Source organism: Gemmatimonadota bacterium (assembly GCA_021295815.1).
Lineage (GTDB): Bacteria > Gemmatimonadota > Gemmatimonadetes > Longimicrobiales > Gaopeijiaceae > JAGWBQ01.
Window position 1 is genome coordinate 25165 of record JAGWBQ010000001.1, and the last position, 19094, is coordinate 44258.

Annotated in this window: 13 protein-coding genes; 3 read left to right on the forward strand and 10 right to left on the reverse strand. The window is 67.2% G+C overall.

Annotated features, from left to right (window positions below; all coding sequences use genetic code 11):
• Positions 1–270 precede the first annotated feature (270 nt).
• Positions 271–4536 carry an ankyrin repeat domain-containing protein gene (locus J4G12_00105; GenBank protein MCE2454209.1) on the reverse strand — a complete coding sequence of 1422 codons (4266 nt, stop codon included), beginning with the start codon at positions 4534–4536 and terminating at the stop codon, positions 271–273.
• Positions 4537–5089: 553 nt separating this feature from the next.
• Between J4G12_00105 and J4G12_00110 the strand changes: the two genes are divergently transcribed.
• Positions 5090–6310, forward strand: coding sequence for a hypothetical protein (locus tag J4G12_00110; GenBank protein ID MCE2454210.1), 1221 nt, complete (start codon positions 5090–5092; stop codon positions 6308–6310).
• A gap of 145 nt (positions 6311–6455) precedes the next feature.
• Positions 6456–8096 carry a M20/M25/M40 family metallo-hydrolase gene (locus J4G12_00115; GenBank protein MCE2454211.1) on the forward strand — a complete coding sequence of 547 codons (1641 nt, stop codon included), beginning with the start codon at positions 6456–6458 and terminating at the stop codon, positions 8094–8096.
• A gap of 78 nt (positions 8097–8174) precedes the next feature.
• Here J4G12_00115 and J4G12_00120 read toward each other — a convergent pair whose 3' ends face one another.
• From J4G12_00120 to J4G12_00135, 4 genes are all read right to left on the reverse strand, one after another.
• Positions 8175–9296, reverse strand: coding sequence for an isocitrate/isopropylmalate dehydrogenase family protein (locus J4G12_00120; protein ID MCE2454212.1), 1122 nt, complete (start codon positions 9294–9296; stop codon positions 8175–8177).
• Positions 9297–10070, reverse strand: a complete 774-nt coding sequence (locus tag J4G12_00125) for a hypothetical protein (GenBank protein MCE2454213.1) — start codon at positions 10068–10070, stop codon at positions 9297–9299. It lies immediately after the preceding gene.
• 83 nt (positions 10071–10153) lie between these two features.
• A complete protein-coding gene (locus J4G12_00130) occupies positions 10154–11254 on the reverse strand; it encodes a N(4)-(beta-N-acetylglucosaminyl)-L-asparaginase (protein MCE2454214.1) in 1101 nt (366 codons plus the stop codon).
• 72 nt (positions 11255–11326) lie between these two features.
• Entirely contained in the window at positions 11327–11554 is a 228-nt protein-coding gene (locus J4G12_00135; GenBank protein ID MCE2454215.1) for a hypothetical protein, read from the reverse strand.
• 274 nt (positions 11555–11828) lie between these two features.
• On the opposite strand from J4G12_00135, the gene J4G12_00140 reads away from it, so the two are divergent.
• Complete coding sequence (locus J4G12_00140; GenBank protein ID MCE2454216.1) at positions 11829–12236, forward strand: hypothetical protein; 408 nt, start codon at positions 11829–11831, stop codon at positions 12234–12236.
• 31 nt (positions 12237–12267) lie between these two features.
• Here the strand turns inward: J4G12_00140 and J4G12_00145 are convergent, their stop codons facing one another.
• The 5 genes from J4G12_00145 to J4G12_00165 form a co-directional block, all read right to left on the reverse strand.
• Positions 12268–12630: a hypothetical protein gene (locus J4G12_00145; protein MCE2454217.1), complete on the reverse strand. Its 363-nt coding sequence runs from the start codon at positions 12628–12630 to the stop codon at positions 12268–12270.
• 251 nt (positions 12631–12881) lie between these two features.
• On the reverse strand, positions 12882–14507 hold the full coding sequence (locus J4G12_00150; protein MCE2454218.1) for a DUF3108 domain-containing protein: 1626 nt from the start codon (positions 14505–14507) through the stop codon (positions 12882–12884).
• A 6-nt stretch (positions 14508–14513) separates the two neighbouring features.
• Positions 14514–15458, reverse strand: coding sequence for a lysophospholipid acyltransferase family protein (locus tag J4G12_00155; GenBank protein MCE2454219.1), 945 nt, complete (start codon positions 15456–15458; stop codon positions 14514–14516).
• Entirely contained in the window at positions 15455–17329 is a 1875-nt protein-coding gene (locus J4G12_00160; GenBank protein ID MCE2454220.1) for an ABC transporter ATP-binding protein, read from the reverse strand. The genes J4G12_00155 and J4G12_00160 overlap by 4 nt, the downstream gene beginning before the upstream one ends.
• A complete protein-coding gene (locus J4G12_00165) occupies positions 17326–19017 on the reverse strand; it encodes a response regulator (protein MCE2454221.1) in 1692 nt (563 codons plus the stop codon). The genes J4G12_00160 and J4G12_00165 overlap by 4 nt, the downstream gene beginning before the upstream one ends.
• Positions 19018–19094 lie beyond the last annotated feature (77 nt).

A 19094-nucleotide genomic window follows, 5' to 3' on the forward strand; every position in this document is an offset into this window, starting at 1 on the left:
ATTCGCCCTGCTTCAGCGCAACGCCCTCGACGAGGAAGAGGTGAGGCTGTACCGCTATGCCCAGAGCCGGTAGCCGCCGTTCATCCCACTTCTCCCTGGCCTCCCCGTTCTCCACCTCGGTGCGCGTGCTTTGCCACGCCGGGGTCGCCTCGACGGTTCACAGCTCGGCACCTCCGCGTCGGGCTCAGAGGCCGTTTCCAGACGGTCCCCCACACACATTGCGCGGTAGGTACGGGCCGTATCACCAGCTGCGAGGGGAGGAAGGGTCACTCATCCGAGCCTCCTGCCCTGATTCGTTTCCTTTTCCTCCATCAACCGGCTTACCTCCTCCATACCCTGCAGCCACAGGTTCTCGACCGCGTAGTCCATGGGGGTCTTGCCCTCCCGGTCGAGCGCGTCGGGATCGGCGCCCAGCTCGAGCAGCTTCGGGAACACGACCGGGTTGCGCAGGGCCGCGATGTGAAGCGGCGTCCGGCCCGCTCCGCTGCGCGCGTTCACATCCGCCCCGGCCTTTGCGAGCAATTCCAGCACGGTCGCGTCGGGGTTGAGGGCGGCCGCCCAGTACAGGGGCGTGGCGGCTGCGTCATGCATCCAGTCCACATCACCGCGCGCGTGGATATCGGCTCCGCCTTCGATCAGCGCCGCGACGACGGCGGGGTTGGCGTTTCCCGCTACTGCTTCATGCAGGGGTGTCCGGTTTCCCATCCTGGGAGGCAGGCCCCATTGCTGGCCCCAGGGGTTGGTATATCCAAAGACATCACTCAGTCCGTTCCACTCCCACACTTCCTGACTTGTGCCCCTGGCATTCACCTCCGCACCCGCCTCCAAGAGCGCTACGACGACGGCGGGGTTCGGGTTCTTGCCGGCAGCTTCGTGGAGCGGGGTCCGACCCGCCGGCAACTTTGCATGAATATCGGCGCCCCTGCTCACGAGTTCCGCGATCAGCGCCGGGTTCGCGTTCTCGGCAGCCGCCCGGTGGAGTGCCGTCCTGTACCCCTTCGCCAACGCGTCCATCCGAGCTCCGGCCTCCAGCAACGCGACCGCGACCTCGGGATTCGCATTGCCTGCGGCCTCGTACAGCGGAGTCGCGTCCGTCGACCATGCATTGATCCGCGCGCCAGCGGCGACCAGCGCGGCGATCACGGCAGGATTGGTGTTGTCACGGGCGGCGTAGTCCAATGGGGCATGGCCTTCCTCGTTTCGGGCCCGTACGTCCAACCCGGCACCCGCCAGGAGATTGATAACGGCCGGGTCCCGGGTCCACGTGGCCGCTACATGGAGGGGTGTGGAGCCATTCGGATAAGATATCGTCCGACCAGTGCCGGTTCCGAACCACCCAATGTCCCTCATGCCCGTCATCTCCGCCCCCGCTTCCATACACGCGGCTACCTGCGCGGCCGTAGCCCCGGCGAAGAAAGTCGGTGTCGGCCACAACCGGCAAGCGCCCGGATCGGAAACCCTGCCCCAGTCGTCCACCGCCGTTCGATCGGCCCCGAGTTCCAGCAGGCGCCGGACGACGGCGGGACTGACCTGCCTCACGGCCCAGTGAAGGGGGGTCTCCCCGTTCTCGTCGCGCGCGTCCACGTCGGCACCGGCATCCGCCAGGAGCTGGACTACCGCAGGAGAACCCCAGGGCCCGGTAGCCGAATGCAGAGGCGTGGCACCTTTCTCGTAGCGCATCTCCAAGTCCGCCCCTGCCTCGAGGAGCATCCTGACGCTCTCGGGCCGGTTCGCCTTTGCTGCGTAGTGCAAGGCCGAACCACCACGATCGTCGGGAGCGTTGACATCCGCGCCGCGATCCAGCAGAGCCGAGACAACGGCGGGTACGCCGACGGCTTGGTGCAGCGGGGTTGCACCCGCCCGGTTCCGTGCGTCCACGTCCTCCCCGGCATCCAGCAGGGCGGCGATAGCACCCGGGGCGAAGGAACGATTCCAACCCAGAAGCCGCACCAGAGTATGCAGCGGCGTTTCCTCCGCTTCGCTGCGGGCGGTCAGTTCGGCGCCGGCCTCCAGACAACCCCGAATGCTCGCAGGTGGAGCCACGGCGAACAGATCGAAGCGCTCCCAGTCGCAAACCGGGGCCAACCGGTCCTCCGCCGGATCGGTTTCCGGCGCTGCCCCCAGTTCCTGAAGTTTGTCTGCCAGTTGGGCGCTTCCCAACCTCCTGGCCCTCCCCAGCGGGGTCTCGCCACCGCTGTTTCGCAGTCCAAGGTTCGCCCCGGCACGCACCAACGCAACAGCCAGCGCCGTGTCGCGCTCCAACAGCGCCGTGTCGGCCGTCTCATGCGGGGGTGTCGGCTGCGGGGGGGCGCGAAAGAAGGGATTGCGACCGTTCACATAGTAGTTGGTGGACCGAACCGATCTGCGGCCGTATGCAACCACGAGATGCAGGGGAGTGTTGCCATTCTCGTCGCGCTTGTTGGCGTCCGCGCCGGCCTCCAGAAGCAGGCGTACGTTGGCGAGGTGTCTGGCTGCGGCTGCCCGGTGCAGGGGTGTTTCGTCCCTAGCGTTCAATCCATCGGGATCGGCACCGGCCGCAAGCAGGGCGGAAACTCGCGACGAATCGTCGCTGGCGCCGGATGCCAGGTGCAGAGGTGTGTCGCCGACACTGGCCGCCCTTTGCGGAAGCGCGGCGCTGGCAAGCAGGGGGAGGGCGCTGGCAGTCGGATACGTGGGGGCGTAGCCCGCCCTGGCGCGCGCGTTCGGGTCCGCACCCGCATCCAGAAGCGTGGCGATCAAAGGCACGGTGGCCTCGCGGGAACGGGAAAAGGACGCGACGTGAAGGGGAGTCCACCCCCTTCGGTCGCGTGCGTGCGGATCTGCTCCCAGCTCCAGCAGCCGGTCTACAACGGTGAGGTCGCCCCATTCGGATGCTCCATGCAGCGGAGTGCCTTTGGCATTGTTCGGCACATTCGGGTCCGCTCCCACCTCCAGAAGCAGATTCGCGAGGCCCGCATTCCTCATTCGGACCACGTAGTTCAGGGGAGTCTCGTTGATGTAGTTCCGAACATCGATATCCCAGCCTGACTCCAGGCACGCCTTCAGGGTTTCCGCAGCGAGGGTCTCTTGGAGCCAGTTCTGCCAGTCGTTGCAGTTGTCGGAATCGGCACCGGGAACTCCGTCGCGATCGATACCGCGAACTCCGCCCGGGACACTGCGGACCTCGCGGGAGCCGGCATCGCGACCCGCGACCGTGCCACGCTGGTTCCGCGCTGTCGAATCGGCTCCCAGTTCCAGCAGCTTCCCCATTACCGAGGGCTGCGGATTGCGGTTGGACCGGGCAGCGTGCAGGGGCGTGTTCCCCATGGCGTCCCGCGCATTCACGCCGGCACCGGCTGCCACAAGAGTCGCGATTGCCAAGGCCCGCCCGCCCTGCGCCGCCTCGTGCAACGGAGTGCGACCCATCAGGTCCATCGCGTCTACGTCCGCACCCGCCGCCAGAAGCATCGCGACTCGGCGAGAGTCGTTCGGGTTCGCATGCAAGGGAGTTCTTCCCCAAAGATCGACCGCGTTCACATCGGCTCCGGCCGCCAACAGCAAGTTGACGATCTCCTCACGGCTTCCGTACCACACCGGGGTCGCCCCTTTCCAGTCCCGTGCGTTCACATCCGCCCCGGCCGCCAGCAGCATGGCCACGATGCCGGGGTTCGGCCCCCGCCCGGAGGACGCCCCGTGCAGCGGTGTCGAGCCGCTGTGGGTGCGCGCGTTGACATCCGCTCCCGCCTCCACCAGCAATGCCACGACGGCCGAGTCCGGCCTCCGATGTGTCCACTCGTGAAGCGGGGTTTCGTTGGCTGCGTTGGGATCCGCGCCGCGGGACGCATGATGCAAAGGCGTTTCGCCTCGGTCGTTGCGCGCGCCAATGTCAGCGGCCGCATTCAGTAGCACCCGGACGATTGTCGAGTCGCTGCGTGCAGCGGCGTGCAGCGGCGTCGTGCCCTCCCAGTCTCCCGCGTTGACGTTGGCACCTGCCTCCACCAGCACCCGAACGATGGCTGTATCCCCCTCCCGGGCCGCCCGGTGCAGGGGCGTCCTGCCCCATTCGTCCCCGGCGTCGACATCCAGGCCGGCCGCCAGGCACGCGACAAGCGTGGCTTGGGTGGCTCTCTGGTGGAACGCCGACGTGGTCCAGTTCTCGCAGTTGGAAGGATCAGCCACTTCGCCGCGGTCGTTTTCCGCCATGGGATCCGCCCCGAGCTTCAGCAGTGTTGCACCCACCTCGGGATTCGAGTTGGACCACGATGCATGCAGGGGCGTGTTTCCGGCGGCGTCCCGGGCATTGGGATCGGCTCCCGCCTCGATCAGGGCGACAACCACGTCCGGCTTCCGACTCGAGGCCGCAACTTCGTGCAGCGGAGTCCTTCCATTCGGGGCCCGTGCGTTCGGGTCCGCGCCGGCTTCGAGACAGCTCGTCACCTGTTCGGCGGTGGCGTTCCGGAAGAAGTTCGGGGAGCCCCAGCCCGTGCAGTCCACCTGGCCGGCGGCAGGCACCGCGAATAGGAGGAAGATGGATGCAGTCGAAATGAATCGCTTCATGGCTTTGAGGTGGTACTACTTCGTTGGACAGTTCAAGGGTAAGATTAAGATGTATTCCGGCCGGGTTTGAGAGCCCTCGGGAACCTCCGTTACATCAAAGATATCCCCCGGTAGCCGGGAGAGGAACCCGACCGGCGACCGGGAGCTGCCGGCGAGCGGGGAGCGCGTGCGGAGCTGGCGGACGGCGCGGCGCACCTCCGTACTGCGGCCTCCTGGTGTGCACTGCGGTGGGCGGGAAAATGTTCGGACCCGTGGACGAACGGAGCCTGCGGCCGCTCTCGCGACGCCGTGGTGTACCTTGGCGAACACCTCCGGCGCGGTGTCGAGCATCTGCCGCTTCCACGGGCTCACCTGGTTCGGACGAAGCTCATGCCGCGCGGCGATCGCCTGCACGCTGCCGCGCTCCCGGGGCGCCTCCAGCGCCACACGGCCCTTGACTCCGCCGTGAATCTCCGTCTCTTCCTTGTCTCTCGGTGCCTCCCGTCCCATGATACGTTCACTTTAGAGACCGGTGCTAAGAAACCGGGACCACATCGAGACAGGAAGGATCCGGATGATAACCAGGCGTTTCCCAACCACTCACAGCGCCGCGGCCATTGCCATCGCCGCCGTTGCAGCGTGCGGCGACGGCGTATCCGGCGGCCGCTCCTCGGCCATGGTCACCGACAGCGCCGGCGTCCAAATCGCCACCAGCGACCCGTGGACCGCAGAGGCTCACTGCGCAATCGGCGAAGAGCCAGTTCTCTCGATCGGCACCCGCGAAGGGGACGGTCCCCAGATCTTCTTTCAGGTGCGCCATGCCGCCCGCCTGTCGGACGGCTCCGTAGCGGTCGTGGACGGCTCCAGCCGAGAAGTCCGCGTGTTCGCCGAGACCGGTGCACACCTCGTTTCCATGGGTGGCCGTGGCGAAGGACCCGGTGAATTCGGCGGCCCCTGGCTCCTATGGGTGCTGCCGGGTGACACCCTCTGGGTAGGCGATTACCTGCCATGGCGCTTCAACGTCTTTTCCGCGGACGGGGTATTCGTCCGTTCGGTAGCTCCAGAGGACTTTTCCCTGCACACCCTTGTCCCTCCCGGCGGCGTGCTGGACGGCGGCTCCTCCGTGAATGTGACGCAAGCGGCTGGAGGAGGGGGTGATTTCGCCACTCCGGTGAACTTCCTGGTGATCGCGCATGGCCCCGATGGTGCCGTTCTCGATACGCTTGCGACCCTGCCGGGAAAGCGTCTCGGCTCGTTGCCGGGATTCGCCGGTTTCATCGAGCCACTGTTCGAGGCGTCCTCGTTCGTGGCCGCCCGCTCGTCCACCGTCGCGACGACCACCGCGCGGGAACCGGAAGTTCGGATCTTGGACGGAGCGTTCCAGCTGCGCCGCATCATACGCTGGTCGGATCCGGACAGAGAGGTGACCGGCGCACACGTGCGAGCGGCCCACGAGGACTACATCGCCCGGCACGGCGGTCCCGAAAGCCCAGGCTGGAGCGCCGGGCACGAGGCTGCCATCAGCGACGATCGACCCGTGGCCGAGGTGTTTCCGACCGCTTCGGATCTCATGGTCGGGAGCGCCGGGCGCCTGTGGCTGAAACGCTACCCGAGGCCCCGCGAAGAACCGTCTTGGATGGCCTTCCAACCTGGCGGAGACTTCTACTGCCACTTCCGCCCAGGTCCGCAAATGACGCCGCTCGAATTCGGAGCCGACTACCTGCTCGCCCTGCACCGTGACGACCTGGGTGTGGAACGGGTCATGATGTACGACCTGACCAGGAACTCCAGTTGATCCCGCCGGTCCTCGACGAACGGGGAACGCGCCCCGACCGTACCGTGGCGCTTTCGGCATGGCGGGCAGGGGTGGGGCGGGCCGAAGAAGCCTGGACGCACATGGATTACCAGCTCCTCCCACCCAACCCGGCCCCGGTACCGTCATGCCTTCCTCCTCCCCCGCCCACCTCGCCCGCGCAAGCCACATGACCGGGAAAGCCGGTCGCTCGCTGTGCCCTGGAGCGATGCGCCACCCTTTCCGATGCTTCGCCATCGGCCTGGCCGCGCTGCTTCATACCGCCGCTCCTTCCGCGGCCCAGCCCGCCGGGGAGATCGCACAGAGCTACCGGCGCGCCCACGAGGCCGAGATTCTGCGCGACTTCGCCGAGCTGCTCACCTATCCCAACCGGTCGAGCGACACCGAGGACATCATGCGAAACGCACGCTTCATACGTGACCTCCTGAGCGAGGCGGGAGCCGAATCGGAGCTGCTTACCCTCGACGGCGTGGCACCGCTCGTCTACGGCGAACTCGAGGTCCCGGGCGCGACCCGCACCTTGGGCATCTACGTTCACTACGACGGTCAGCCGGTCGATCCCCGGAACTGGACCCATCCCCCGTTCGAACCCACCCTCTATTCGGCCTCGATGGAGGTGGGCGGCGAACCGATCCCGATGCCCGGACCCGGCGATCCGGTCGATCCCGACTGGCGCATCTATGCCCGTTCGGCCGGCGACGACAAGGCTCCGATCACGGCTGTACTCACGGTTCTGGAGGCTTTTCGCGAGGGCGACGTGAACCTGACCTCGAACCTGGTCTTCTTCTTCGACGGCGAAGAGGAGACTGGATCGCGCAACCTCGGCCGCTACATGGAGATGCGCGCCGAGGCGTTGGAAGAAATCGACATCTGGCTGTTCTTCGACGGGCCAGCCCACCAGAGCGGACGTCCGCAGCTCACCTTCGGAGTGCGGGGTTCGATGGGCATGGAAATCACGGTCTACGGCGCCACGCGCAATCTTCATTCCGGCCACTACGGCAACTGGACACCCGACACCGGCAGCATCTTGGCACACCTGCTGGCGTCGATGAAGGACCGGGATGGTAGGGTTCTGGTGGAAGGCTGGTACGACACCGCCGACCCACTCGGCGAGGAGGAGCAGGCGGCTTTGGCGTCGATCCCCGACGTGGACCCGACGTTGCGCAGGGAGCTGGGGCTCGCATGGACGGAGGGACAGGGAGAATCGATCGCCGAACGCCTTCTCCTGCCCGCCCTCAACGTCCGCGGAATCACTAGCGGAAACACCGGCGCACTGGCCCGCAACGTCATACCCAACACCGCCGTCGCCGCCCTCGGCATCCGACTGGTCAAGGGCAACGATCCCGCGCATCTTCGCCGGCTCGTGGTCGAACACATCCAGGATCGGGGTTTCCATGTGGTGACCGAGGACCCCGACATGGAGACCAGGCTGCGCCATCCGCGCATTGCCAAGGTGACGGGCGGGGGCGGCTATCCGGCTGCGCGGACGAGCATGGCCGACCCCTTTGTGCAACAGGTGATCGGCGCGGCCTCGAACGCGGCCGACCGGGCGTTCGGACCTGGTTCGCTCGTGCTCGCGCCGGGAATGGGCGGGACGCTGCCGCTCTACCTGTTCACCGATGTCGCGGGTAAGCCGGCGATCGTGGTACCGGTCGCCAACCACGACAACAATCAGCACGCTCCGGACGAGAACCTCCGGATCGGGAACCTGTGGTACGCGATCGACCTGTATGCGGAGCTGTTGACCATGCCGCCGGTTGTGTCGTAGGCGCCGTAGCGGGCGCGCCTGGGGCATTCCCGGCTTGCCGCTCGGTCTCGCGCCTATCCCGGAGGAGGGCTGGGGCGTCTACATCCATGCCGCCTTCTTCCTCGGTTTTCCAGTCCGGCTTGGCCGCGTCCGCGGCCCCGCACCGGCGATCTCGTCGACAACCCAGTCGCCGACCTCGACAGTGCCGGCCGATCCGCCCAGATCCGGGGTCGTCACGCCCGTCTGGACCGATCGGACCACCGTCTCCTCCAGCAGAGCGGCGGCCTGCGCGTGGCCGAAGTGGTCGAGCATCATGCCCACGCACCGGACGGCGCCGAGAGGATTGGCGATGCCGCGCCCGGCTATGTCGGGGGCCGAACCATGGACCGGCTCGAAGAGCGCGTGGCGGCCGGGATGGAGGTTCGCCGACGCCGCCATCCCGAGACCGCCGGTCACTGCCGCCGCCAGGTCGCTGACGATGTCCCCGAAGAGATTCGAGGTGACGATCACCTCGTAGAGCTCCGGCCGTCGGACCAGATTCATGGCCGCAGTGTCGATATAGGCGTGATCGGTCTCGATTCCGTCAAACTCGGCCGCCACCTCACCGAAGACCCGGCGATAGAGGCCGCCGGCCCAAGGCTGGGCGTTGGCCTTGTCCACAAGGGTCACCCGTCCGCGACCGCGCTCGCGGGCGAACTCGAATGCGGCCCGGACGATGCGCTCGACTCCCTTGCGGGTGTTCACGTCCTCCTCGATGGCGATTTCGTCGGCGGTCCCGGTCTTGAACGACCCGCCCATGCCGAGGTAGGCTCCCTCGGTGTTCTCGCGAAAGGTGTCGATCCGGGTCGGCAGCCGTGCCCGTTTCAGAGGAGAGAGCTCGGGCGACACCAGGATGGCCGGACGGTGATTGACGTAGAGGTCGAGCCGGAAGCGCATGCCGAGAAGAATGTCCCTGGCGTGTTCGTTGCCGGGCACTCGGGGATCGCCCAGAGCTCCGAGCAGAACCGCGTCAAAGTCCTCGGAGATGCTCCGAAACTCGTCCTCGGTGACGGTCACGCCCGCCTCCAGATAGCGGTCCGCGCTCAGCGGCAGCTCCGTCATCTCGAAGAGAGAGGTGTCGAACGCGGCCTCCACCGCCTTCGCGGCGCGGGTAGCCTCCCGGATCACTTCCGGTCCGATGCCGTCGCCCTCGATCACGGCCACCCGGATCTCGGAAGCCATTCAATCGGCTCCGTTTCCGCGCCGCATGAAGAACAGATCGAGCTGGTAGGGATCGGAGTAGCGGCCCATGACTTCTCTGGTCGAGCCCAATTCGGCGAAGAGTCGCTCGACGGGATCCGCCTTGACGAGCTCGTCGAGACGCTCCTGCCAGGGACGAAGCAGGTCCCGATCGGGCGGCGGTCCTTCCATGGCTCTCAAGCCCTGAATGACCCGGGACACCGCTACCGGATCCCGGTGGTCGGCGGCAGGCACCTTGATGAACTCCCTGAGAGCGGCTTCGCGGTCGCCGGCGTCGTGAAGGAGGTGGCCGAGGTTGACTCGCGCGCTATGGCGGTCGGGATCGAGAGCGAGCGCCATGTTCAGGCATCGGCAGGCCCCGTCAGCGTCGCCCAGTCTGTCGCGCGCGTATCCCAGCGCCTCGATGAGCGCGGCACTGTCCGGGACCCGATGCCATGCCCGAGCCAGGAGGTCGCGGCAGCGCTCGAAGAGACCTTCCTGGTAGAAGGCTGCCGCCACTTGGAGCGAGTGCTCCGGATCGTCGAGACCCGCCATCGATTCAGCCCTCTCGATGAGGCCGACCGCCTGTTCGTGCGCCCCGAACCGAAGCAGGACGCGCCCCAGCCCGGCCAGCGCCTCCGTGTTCGCCGCATCGATGGAAAGAGCGAGCTCGAAGGAGTTCCTGGCCCAGGCGTATTCCTCCCGATCCAGACGAACGTTTCCAAGCTCGGCGTGCAGCTCCGAAGACCTGGGATGGACGACCAATCCCGCCCTCACCGCATCCAGGGCCTCGACGAGCGCCTGTCGGGAGCGGAGGTCCCGGCTCCTGCCGAGGCAGTCCTGCTGGTTCGTGACGCCCTCTATCGCTGACGCTCGAACAGGTAAGCGGAGTCCTCGTGCCTGGCGCCGCCCCCGTCGGCCACGGCGAAGCGGGCGCCGGACCAGATGGCCGCGCCGCCGTAGTCGCCGTTCTTGTTCACCGCGTAGTAGTTGACATTGAAGTTGGGCCGGCCCTCTTCGTCGCGAAGGCGATCCTCCACGGTGAGGTGTGCGATGCGCCGGAGAGCTTCCAGACACGCGTCGGTGGGTTGCATGCCGTTACGCATCATCTCCACGACGGTGTAGCTGCCGCAGGTCTTGATGACCGCCTCGCCGCGGCCCGTGGATCCGGCCGCTCCCACATCGTTGTCGCAGTACTGGCCCGCGCCGATGATGGGCGAGTCGCCCACGCGTCCCGGAATCTTGTAGGCGAGTCCGGAGGTGGTCGTGACCGAGGAGAGGTCGCCGTCGGCGTCGACGATGTCGCAGTTTATGGTCCCCTGCGGGCGGTACCCGTCGTGAGAATCCAGGAGCCCGTCGCCGAAATCCTCCGGCGCGCGCATGGAGCCGATCCCCTCGCCGGACTCCTCCGGCGTCAGGTAGTCGTCGCGGTCGCTCAGGCGGGCTCGCCACTCGATCCAGCGCCGGCGGGAAGACTCGGTGAGGAGATCCTCCATCTTGTGGCCCATCGATAGAGCGAAACGCTGCGCCCCTTCGCCCACCAGCAGGTGATGATCGGTGTAGCGCATCACGTCGAGCGCGACCAGGGAAGGCCGCTTGAATCCCTCCAGGGCGGCAACCGCACCCGCGCCCCGGGTGGGGCCGTGCATCAGCGAGGAGTCGAGCTGAACCATGCCGTCCTCGTTCGGAAGTCCGCCGTAACCGACCGAGGAGTCGTTCGGGTCCTCCTCGACGAGATTGACCCCGCGGACGATCGCCTCGATCGTGGTGGCGCCGCCCTCGAGCTCCCGAAGCGCGGTCTCGACCGCTGCCAGTCCGTTGCCTGAGGCGACGCAGGTGGGGGTGACCCGTCGGACGATGACCGCCGGTGCGGTCGCGCCTCGCACGGGGAGGGCTCCGCCGAAAGCTGCTCCCACACCGGCCCCTGCGGACACTCGAATAAAGTCACGTCTAGTTGCCATGTCTGTTTCCCCTCTCTGTCGGAGTCGCGCCGAGCCTGGCGGCGAGCGGCGCTCCGGCCTCCGTGTGCGGGCTTAGCGCAGCGCCGGATGAACGATGGGCGGTTCGCAGAACCTGGTGCCGATCTCGAAGAGCGACGTCAGCTCCTTCTGGTCGAGCGTTTCGTAGCGTTCGCCGATGTACTCGATGGTCTCTTCCATCCACTTGCCCTGAGCGTCCTGCGCAGCCTCGAGCACGCCGCAGTTGTTGATGTGGCTGAAGAGCTCGTCGCGAGCCCTGTCGAAGATCTTCTTTCTGTCCAAACCGGCCTCCTGCCGTTGGTTCCGGCCCCGGGCGGGCGTGTCCGCAACCGTCGAATCCGGAGTTGATGTCGTCCAAAGATAAGCCCTTGCGTATGGTGCGCCAGTACCGAAGCGAGCCGCACCCCTTCCCATCTTCGTGCTTCGCGTTCAATTTCATCCGCCGCCCCGACCTCGTTCCCAGGCGAGCGGACGGATCCCGTGAACCCGCCACGAGAGGAACCATGCCCGCCGACACCCGCCCACCGTCGCCCGCCAACCCAGGCGAGGCGCGGACATGAGCTGCCGGCTCCGGTTCGCCGCAGTGTGCGACGATGCCCGGGAGACCCCCGCCGGACGCATCGATCTCCACGGCGTCTTCTACGATCTCGCCGCACCCGGCTTTCCGGCGCAGCAGGATCGGCTCGTGCTGGTCGCCGTCCTCGAGTGGGATCACCACGACCACGGCCGCTACCGTTTCCGGGCCGATCTCGTCGACGAAGCCGGCGCCGTCTCGCTTACGGTCGAGGGCGAAACGGAGGTGACGCCGTCCCGACAGGGTTATCCGCCCCCCCGCTCGCGGCTGATCATGCCTCTGGAGAAGGTGATCTTCCCCGGGCCCGGACAGTACGCCTTCCGAATCCGGGTCAAGGGGAGGGAGCTCGAGGGACCGGGCATCTTCCTGATGGAGGCGGAGCCGGTCTGACCGGGTTTTCGCGCGGCCGGACGAGAGGGGATCAGTCGGAGCCGCCCAAAGCGACCTTGAGACCGAGGACGGCAAAGATCCCGGCAGCGCCCAGCGCCACCTGCCACTCCCGATTTCTCAGGTAGCGGGCCATCGCACCCTCTTCCCGAGCCGAAACCGCGCCGTCGCGGGCCGGAGTTTTCTCCTCCTCGAGCGCCGCCTCGCCGACAGCTTCTTCCGCGACCGCCCTCGCCTCTCCGCCTAACATCCGTCCCGGTCTGGGAATCAGCCTCGGGACCGCCTCGCGGTAGCGGAGGAAGTCGTCGCCGAAAATCGCCTCGAGATGGATCTCCTCGACCATGATGGTCGGTCCGTAGACGATCACGAAGAAGAGCAGGAAGACCAGAGTCCACACCCAGCTCGCGGACGCCGCGGCGACGCCTGCGCCCAGCAGGAAGGTGCCCGCGTAGAGAGGATGCCTGACGAAGCGGTACGGACCGGTGACGGCGAGCTCGCGATCCTTCCGAATGACCGAAGCCGCCCCCGCCCTGAGCGCGAGCCCCGCGAAGGTCAGGACGGCTCCCCAGATCAGGGCCGTCGTCTCCGGACGGGCGAGAAAAAGGAAGGGAAAGAGCAGGACCCAGACGGTGTCTCTGCGCCGGCGGATCAGCTCCCTGAATCGGGGCGAGCCAAACGGCTTCGGGCCATGGTCCGGGCTCGGGCCTCCGGGTTGAGCGGCAGCCCCGCTCGATGGTCGGTCAGATATAGTTCGAGCGCTCCCGGGAATCGCGGTACGTCGGTTCTGAGGTAGACGAGCAGCCGTCGCTCGTCGTCGGAGAGATAGATCTCGGCTTCCATGCCCTCGGCGAACATGCCTTCCACCTGCACGACGGGCTCGATCACCAGGCAATCGAAGACCCCGGCGTCGACCTCGCGCCGCTCCCGCCTGAGAACGCGAATGATGACGGGATTGCCGTCCTCCTTGAAGTAGCGGGGCAGCGTATAGGTCTTGCCCACCTCCAGATCCATCTGTCGCAGATAGTATATGAAGGCTATGTCGTCGAGCGGAAGCGACGAACCGAGAGGGCCGGAGTCCTCCACGTCCTCGCGCCGCCACTCTCCTTCTTCCGGATACATCTCGTAGTGGCGTTCGCCCTGGTAGCCGGTCTGATCGGTCGTCCTCAGGTAGCGGTGGCTCTGGAGAGTCCGGGTGTCGATGAAAGTGGTGTGGTTCTGCTTGTAGTTGAAGCCGAATCTGCCGCCGTCGATGTTCAGCCCGGCCCGGTAGGTGGAGTTGCCCCTCACCTCGTCGAGCCCTTCGACGAAGAGTTGACCGTGACCCACGTCGAACCATCCCAGTTCGACCCGGTAGGAGAGCTGTTCGCCGGGCCCGAAGGATACCTGGGCCGCGGCCGCGTCTTCGGGATAGACTGCGGCGAGGGAGTCGAGGAGGGCGGTGGCGGAGCGTGCGGAGTGGGCCTCAGGGTCGTCCTGGGCCTGCACGCCGGCCGACGCTGTAAGCAGGAAGGCGAGCACGGCGACAACGACCGGAAGCGCGCGGCGCTTCAGGGCCTTCCGTGCCTGCAGCAGGCGGCCGAGTTCCCTCAGCGGGCGGTGACGGGTGGGCCGGGTGCGAAGATGGGGCCGGAAAGCGGTGGAGATTTCGACCGAACGACGGGAGAGGCCGCCGAACAGACCCAGCGCCTCGGCGTTCGCCCCCCAGCCGTCCGACCCGAAGGCCTGGTCCGCAGCCGGGCTCCCGTCGAGCTCGAAGCCGCCCTTAAGCACCATGACGCGATAGGCGCGCAGGCTCGCGAAGGGATCCCCGGGAAACCCGCTGAGCGGTCCGCGCTCGAAGAAGCGGCTAACGAGTCTAAGCAGCCGACCGGAGAGCCCTCGCGGTCGCACCTCCGGTTTCGGGCGCGCCGCGACCAGGTCGGCCCCTCCCTCCAGCGCCTTGACCATGGGCAGCAGATCGGCCGGGTCCTCGGTCAGATCGGCCTGGAGCAGGACGGCGAAGTCGCGCTTGGGATAGGCCGAGTCGTCCACCACCCAGCGGAGCAGCCGCTCGCTAGCGCAGGCGAATCCCTTGCGGTCGTCGGACCGGTGGACGGTGAGCGGAACGTGCCGGCCATAGCGGGCGAGCACCTCGGAGCTTCCGTCGTCGGAAGCGTCGTCGAAGGTCACCACACGGAAATCCCGACCCGCGTCGGAGAACACGCGACGCGTCTTCCACAGAACCGGCCCGATGGTAGCGGCCTCGTTGTGGACAGGGATGCAGACGTAAACCATGCGCGGTTATACGGGAGAGGTCGGTACCGGTTCCCGGCCTTGGCGGTCCGCAGACGGGGTTCGCCCGTTCGAACCGAGGCTGCGGAGGTGCTCCGGCGGTCGGGGCTTCCAGCGTCGATGCTGCCAGAAGTACTGCTCGGGCACCCTGCGGATGGCCCGCTCGAGCGCTGCGTGGTAGGACGCCAGCAGGTCCGTCGGTTCGACGGCGTGCCCCAGGGATTCCACGTGGACGACATACGAGTCGCCCGCGCGGAGGGCGTAGCCGAAGAGGGCGGGAACTCCTAGCCGGGCCGCGAAGGTCGCAGCGCCGAGAGGAGTGGGCGCGTCCTCGCCGAAGAACGGAACGAGAGCGCCGCCGCGTGCCGGGTTCTGGTCGCTGGGTACGGCGACTACCCGTCCTCGCCTCAGAGCCCGGGGCACCTCCCGCACCGCCCGCTCCGCGTCGATGACGCCCCAGCCGATCCGTGCACGGACGCCGGCCAGAACCGCGTCGAGACGGGGGTTGCGCAGAGGTTTCACCACCGCGTCGAACGGTATCCCTCGCGTGACGAACCCGGCGGTTCCGACCTCCCAGCTTCCCAGGTGAGCCGTGAAGAGGATCACGCCCTTTCCTTTCGCTCGGGCGTCCCGGAGCAGTTCCATTCCGACGAAGTCCGTACGCCTGCGGAGCTCCTCCTCGGAAGCCCGACTCAGACGAAGCGCCGACACCAGCTCGCGTCCGAGATGCCGCCAGCTCGCTCTCGCGATCCCCGCGCGCCAGGCGGCCGAACTTTCGGGGAAAGCTAGGCGCAGGTTGCAGAGAACGACCCGACGTCGCCCTCGCAGGAGCGCCCCCGCAGCGGCCCCGAAGCTCTCGCCCAGCCGAAATGCGGCGGCCTCGGGGAGACGGCGAGCCAACCACTCGACGGCGAGGAAGAGGGCGGTCTCCAGTTCCTGCTTGAGCCTCGTCACGAGAGAACCGGCGACTCCCGGCCGGGAGCGGGCGACTCCGGCGCGAAGAGAGTGGAATAAAGGCCGCCGGTGCGGATCAGTTCCTCGTGATCTCCCGACTCCACCATCCTTCCGCCTTCAAGGACGATCGTCTCGTCGGCGATGCGCGCCGTTGCGATCCGGTGGGCGATGAGGATCACGGTCCGCTCTCGGCAGAGCGTTTTCACCGCCCTCACCACCTCGCGCTCCGCGTTCGGGTCGAGGTCGCTCGTGGCTTCGTCGAGAATCAGGATGGGTCTGTCGGCCAGAAGCGCCCGGGCGATGGCGATGCGTTGACGCTCTCCCGCCGAGAGAGACGCTCCTCCTTCGCCGACCTGGGCATCGTAGCCCTGCGGAAGCTCAGCGATGAACGCATGAGCCGACGCCGAGCGCGCGGCAGCCTCGATTTCCTGGCGGGTCGCGGTCGGCCGCCCATATGCGATGTTCGCCCGCACCGTATCGCTGAAGAGGACCCCGCCCTGCGGTACCAGCGCCATGAGCGCGCGAAGCTCGCCGGGGGCGATCCGACGCGTGTCGACGCCGTCGACGGTGATCCTGCCTGCGTCCGGAACCATGAACCCGGCCAGCAGGTCCGCGAGCGTGCTCTTCCCCGCACCGCTCGGTCCGACGATCCCCAGGACCCGCCCCTTGGCGACCGAGAAGGAGAGGTCCCGCAGCCCCCCTCCTCCTTCCGGGTAGGTGAAGCCGACCTTCTCGAAACGGATCTCACGCTCGAAGACCGGGGCCGGCCCGCGCGCGGCCTCGTTCTCGGCAGAGCCTTCACGCGGGAGCGCGAGGAACTCGCAGACGCGCTCGGCGGCCACGAACCCGGGCATCGCCAGGGCCGGAACGTTCGCGACCGCCTTCACCGGCGAAAAGAGTCGCATCGAGAGCGCGAGAAAGGCGACGAAGCCCGCCCCGGCGAGGCTCCCGTCCACCACCAGACGAGCACCCAGCCAGAGTATCGCGACCGTGCCTGCGGTCGCCAGCATCTCGGTGGCTGGGCCGACAAGCGCCTTCCACCCGGCGGCCCGTATCCTGCTCTCGCGCAACCGTTCGGTGAGCGCGTCGAAGCGCTCGCTCTCCCGGCGCTCCGCCGAAGCTCCCTTCACCACCCGGATCATCGAAACCGTCTCCAGAACCCGCGCAGCCACGTCCGCCCTCAACCCGGCGGTGACATGTTCGCGACCTCGCAAGCGGGAAACCATGGGACCCCAGAGGAGCATGACCGAAGGAACCACGACGGCGGCCGCGAGCGTGAGCCGCCACGAGATGAGCGCCATGGCGGCGACGCAGGCGACGACGAGGCAGAGCGCCGACGCCAGCCGGGTAAGCTCCCGACCCAGGAAGAGTTTGAGTCGCTCGCACTCCGAGGTCAGACGGGTGACGAGCTCGCCCGCTCTGGCTCTGCCGAAGAACGAAAGGTCGGTTTGGATAAGGATCTCATAGAGCCGTCGGGAGACGTCTCGGTCGATTCCCTCTTCCAGACGCGCCGCCAGCAAATCCCTGAGGAAACCGAATCCGTTCTTGAGGGCGAAGAGAACGAAGATGAGGGCGATGACGCCCGTGACCGCGTCGAGGGGATCGCCCTGGAGATCGATCCACCGATAAACGGTCGCGTCGAGCAGATCCGAGACGGGCTCCCCGACCCCTCTCGGCTCCGCGCCCGCGCCGGCCGGCCCGCTCGCGGCGAAGACGGTCTCCACGAACGGGATGATGAGCACCAGCGTGGCGGAATCCAGGAGCGCGAAACCTGCGGCCGCCAGCCACGACGCCGTCAGCGTCCCGAGCCAGGGGCGAATGAACGCCGCCAGGTTTTTCCGAAGTGACGGCTTCGAGGCCGGTCGCGTCATCGCGGAGTGAGATTGGCCACCGGAACGATCATCTCCTCGGGGCTGATGCCGCCGTGCAGGAAGGAGTTGAGGTACCGGGCCTGGTACTCGCGCAATTTGGTCGGATAGACGAAGAAGTAGCCCTCGCGGGCCAGCAGATAGGTCATGCCCATTCTCGCCGGAGGCATGCGCAGATCGCGGGAGTCCTGGGTTGAGTAGGCCGTAGAGCCGACCTCGGCGCGCAGATCCTGACCGAACTTGTAGCGAAGCGACGGCGTGGCGTCCCGCCGGGCCACGACCGTGCTCGGGTGCTGGCAGAGGATGGAGCCGTGATCGGTGGTGAGCACGACGCGGACCCCGGACCTGGCCGCCTCCCTCAGAACTCGGAAGGCGACCGAGCGCTCGAACCACGCTCTGGTAAGCGAGCGCAGGGCGGCCTCGTCTCGAACGACCTCCATCAGAATGGGGGACTCCGAGCGCCCGTGCGTCATCAGATCCACGAAGTTGAAGACGAGGGCGATCACAGATCCCGCCCTGCCCAGGGCGGAGACGACCCGCGACCTCACCTGATCCCCACGCCGGTCGGTGAACACCTTCTCGTAATGGACGCTGACGTCCCGTCCCGTCAGTCTTCTGAGTTGCTTTCTGAGCAGATCGTCCTCGAAGGCGTTCATGGAGCCCTCCTTGTCGCGACCGCCCCACCAGTCCGGGTATCTGCGCGCGATCTCGTCCGGGAACATGCCCGAGAAGAGGGCGTTGCGGGCGAAAGGAGTGGCGGTAGGGAGGATGGCGAAGTGGTGAGACTCCTCGATTTCGAAGTGCTCGGCGAGGAGCGGCGCCATGACCCGCCACTGGTCGAGACGCATGCAGTCGAGAACCACGAAGCAGACAGGTGCGTCGCCCACTCGCGGGGCCAGGTGCTTGCGCACCACGTCCACGGAAAGAAGGGGGCGTTCGGACGGCCGCCTCCGTCTGGATTTCCTTTTCCGTCCCCGGCCGCTTCCACCCGGTCGGTTCCAACTCGGCACGTCGTACCCGGTCGGGACCTGACCGCCGGCGTCGTCGCCGTTCGCATCCGCGGCCAGCCAGGCCGGGTAGTTGCGCACCACCCAGCCTCCGAAGTCGCGGCGCAGATCCGCCATCAGCGACGAGACGGTGTCCAGGAGGCCGGTCTCGCCAGCTTCGGAAAGGCTGACGTGCCAGTCGGTCAGTTCCGAGTAGACCGCGGCATAGTCGTCCGCTTCGCCGGCGTCCTTGAGGTCGATCGAGAGCCTGCCGAAACGCGCGGCGAAGTCCTGGGCCAGACTCTGCTGGCGGATGCTCGGCCCTTCCAGAACGCGCGTCACCGCCGAAAGAAGCTGGAGCGGCGAAACCGGCTTGACGAGGTAGTCCTCCACGCTCCGGCCTATCGCTCCGGTCATGGTGGCGTCGTCCTGAGACTTCGTCAGCATAACCACGCGCTGCTGCGGCATCTCGCGCCTGAGGACCTCGAGTAGCTCGAGCCCGGTTCTGCCCGGCATCTGCTCGTCGAGGAGCGCCAGGTCGTAGGTCCGCTCGGCCAGGAGTTCCAGAGCGTCGTCGCCGTTGGACACGCCGTCCACCGCATAACCGCGGTCGCGGAGGAACAGCAGGTGGGGACGAAGGAGTTCGACTTCGTCGTCGACCCAGAGGATGCGTCGTTGGAGCCGGGGCGAGGCGGTGGCGGACATGCGGGTGGTTACCCCGTTTGCCGGCGCCGGGTTACGGGTCGCGGATCAGGCGCGTCTCGACGGTCCGGGGATGCGGG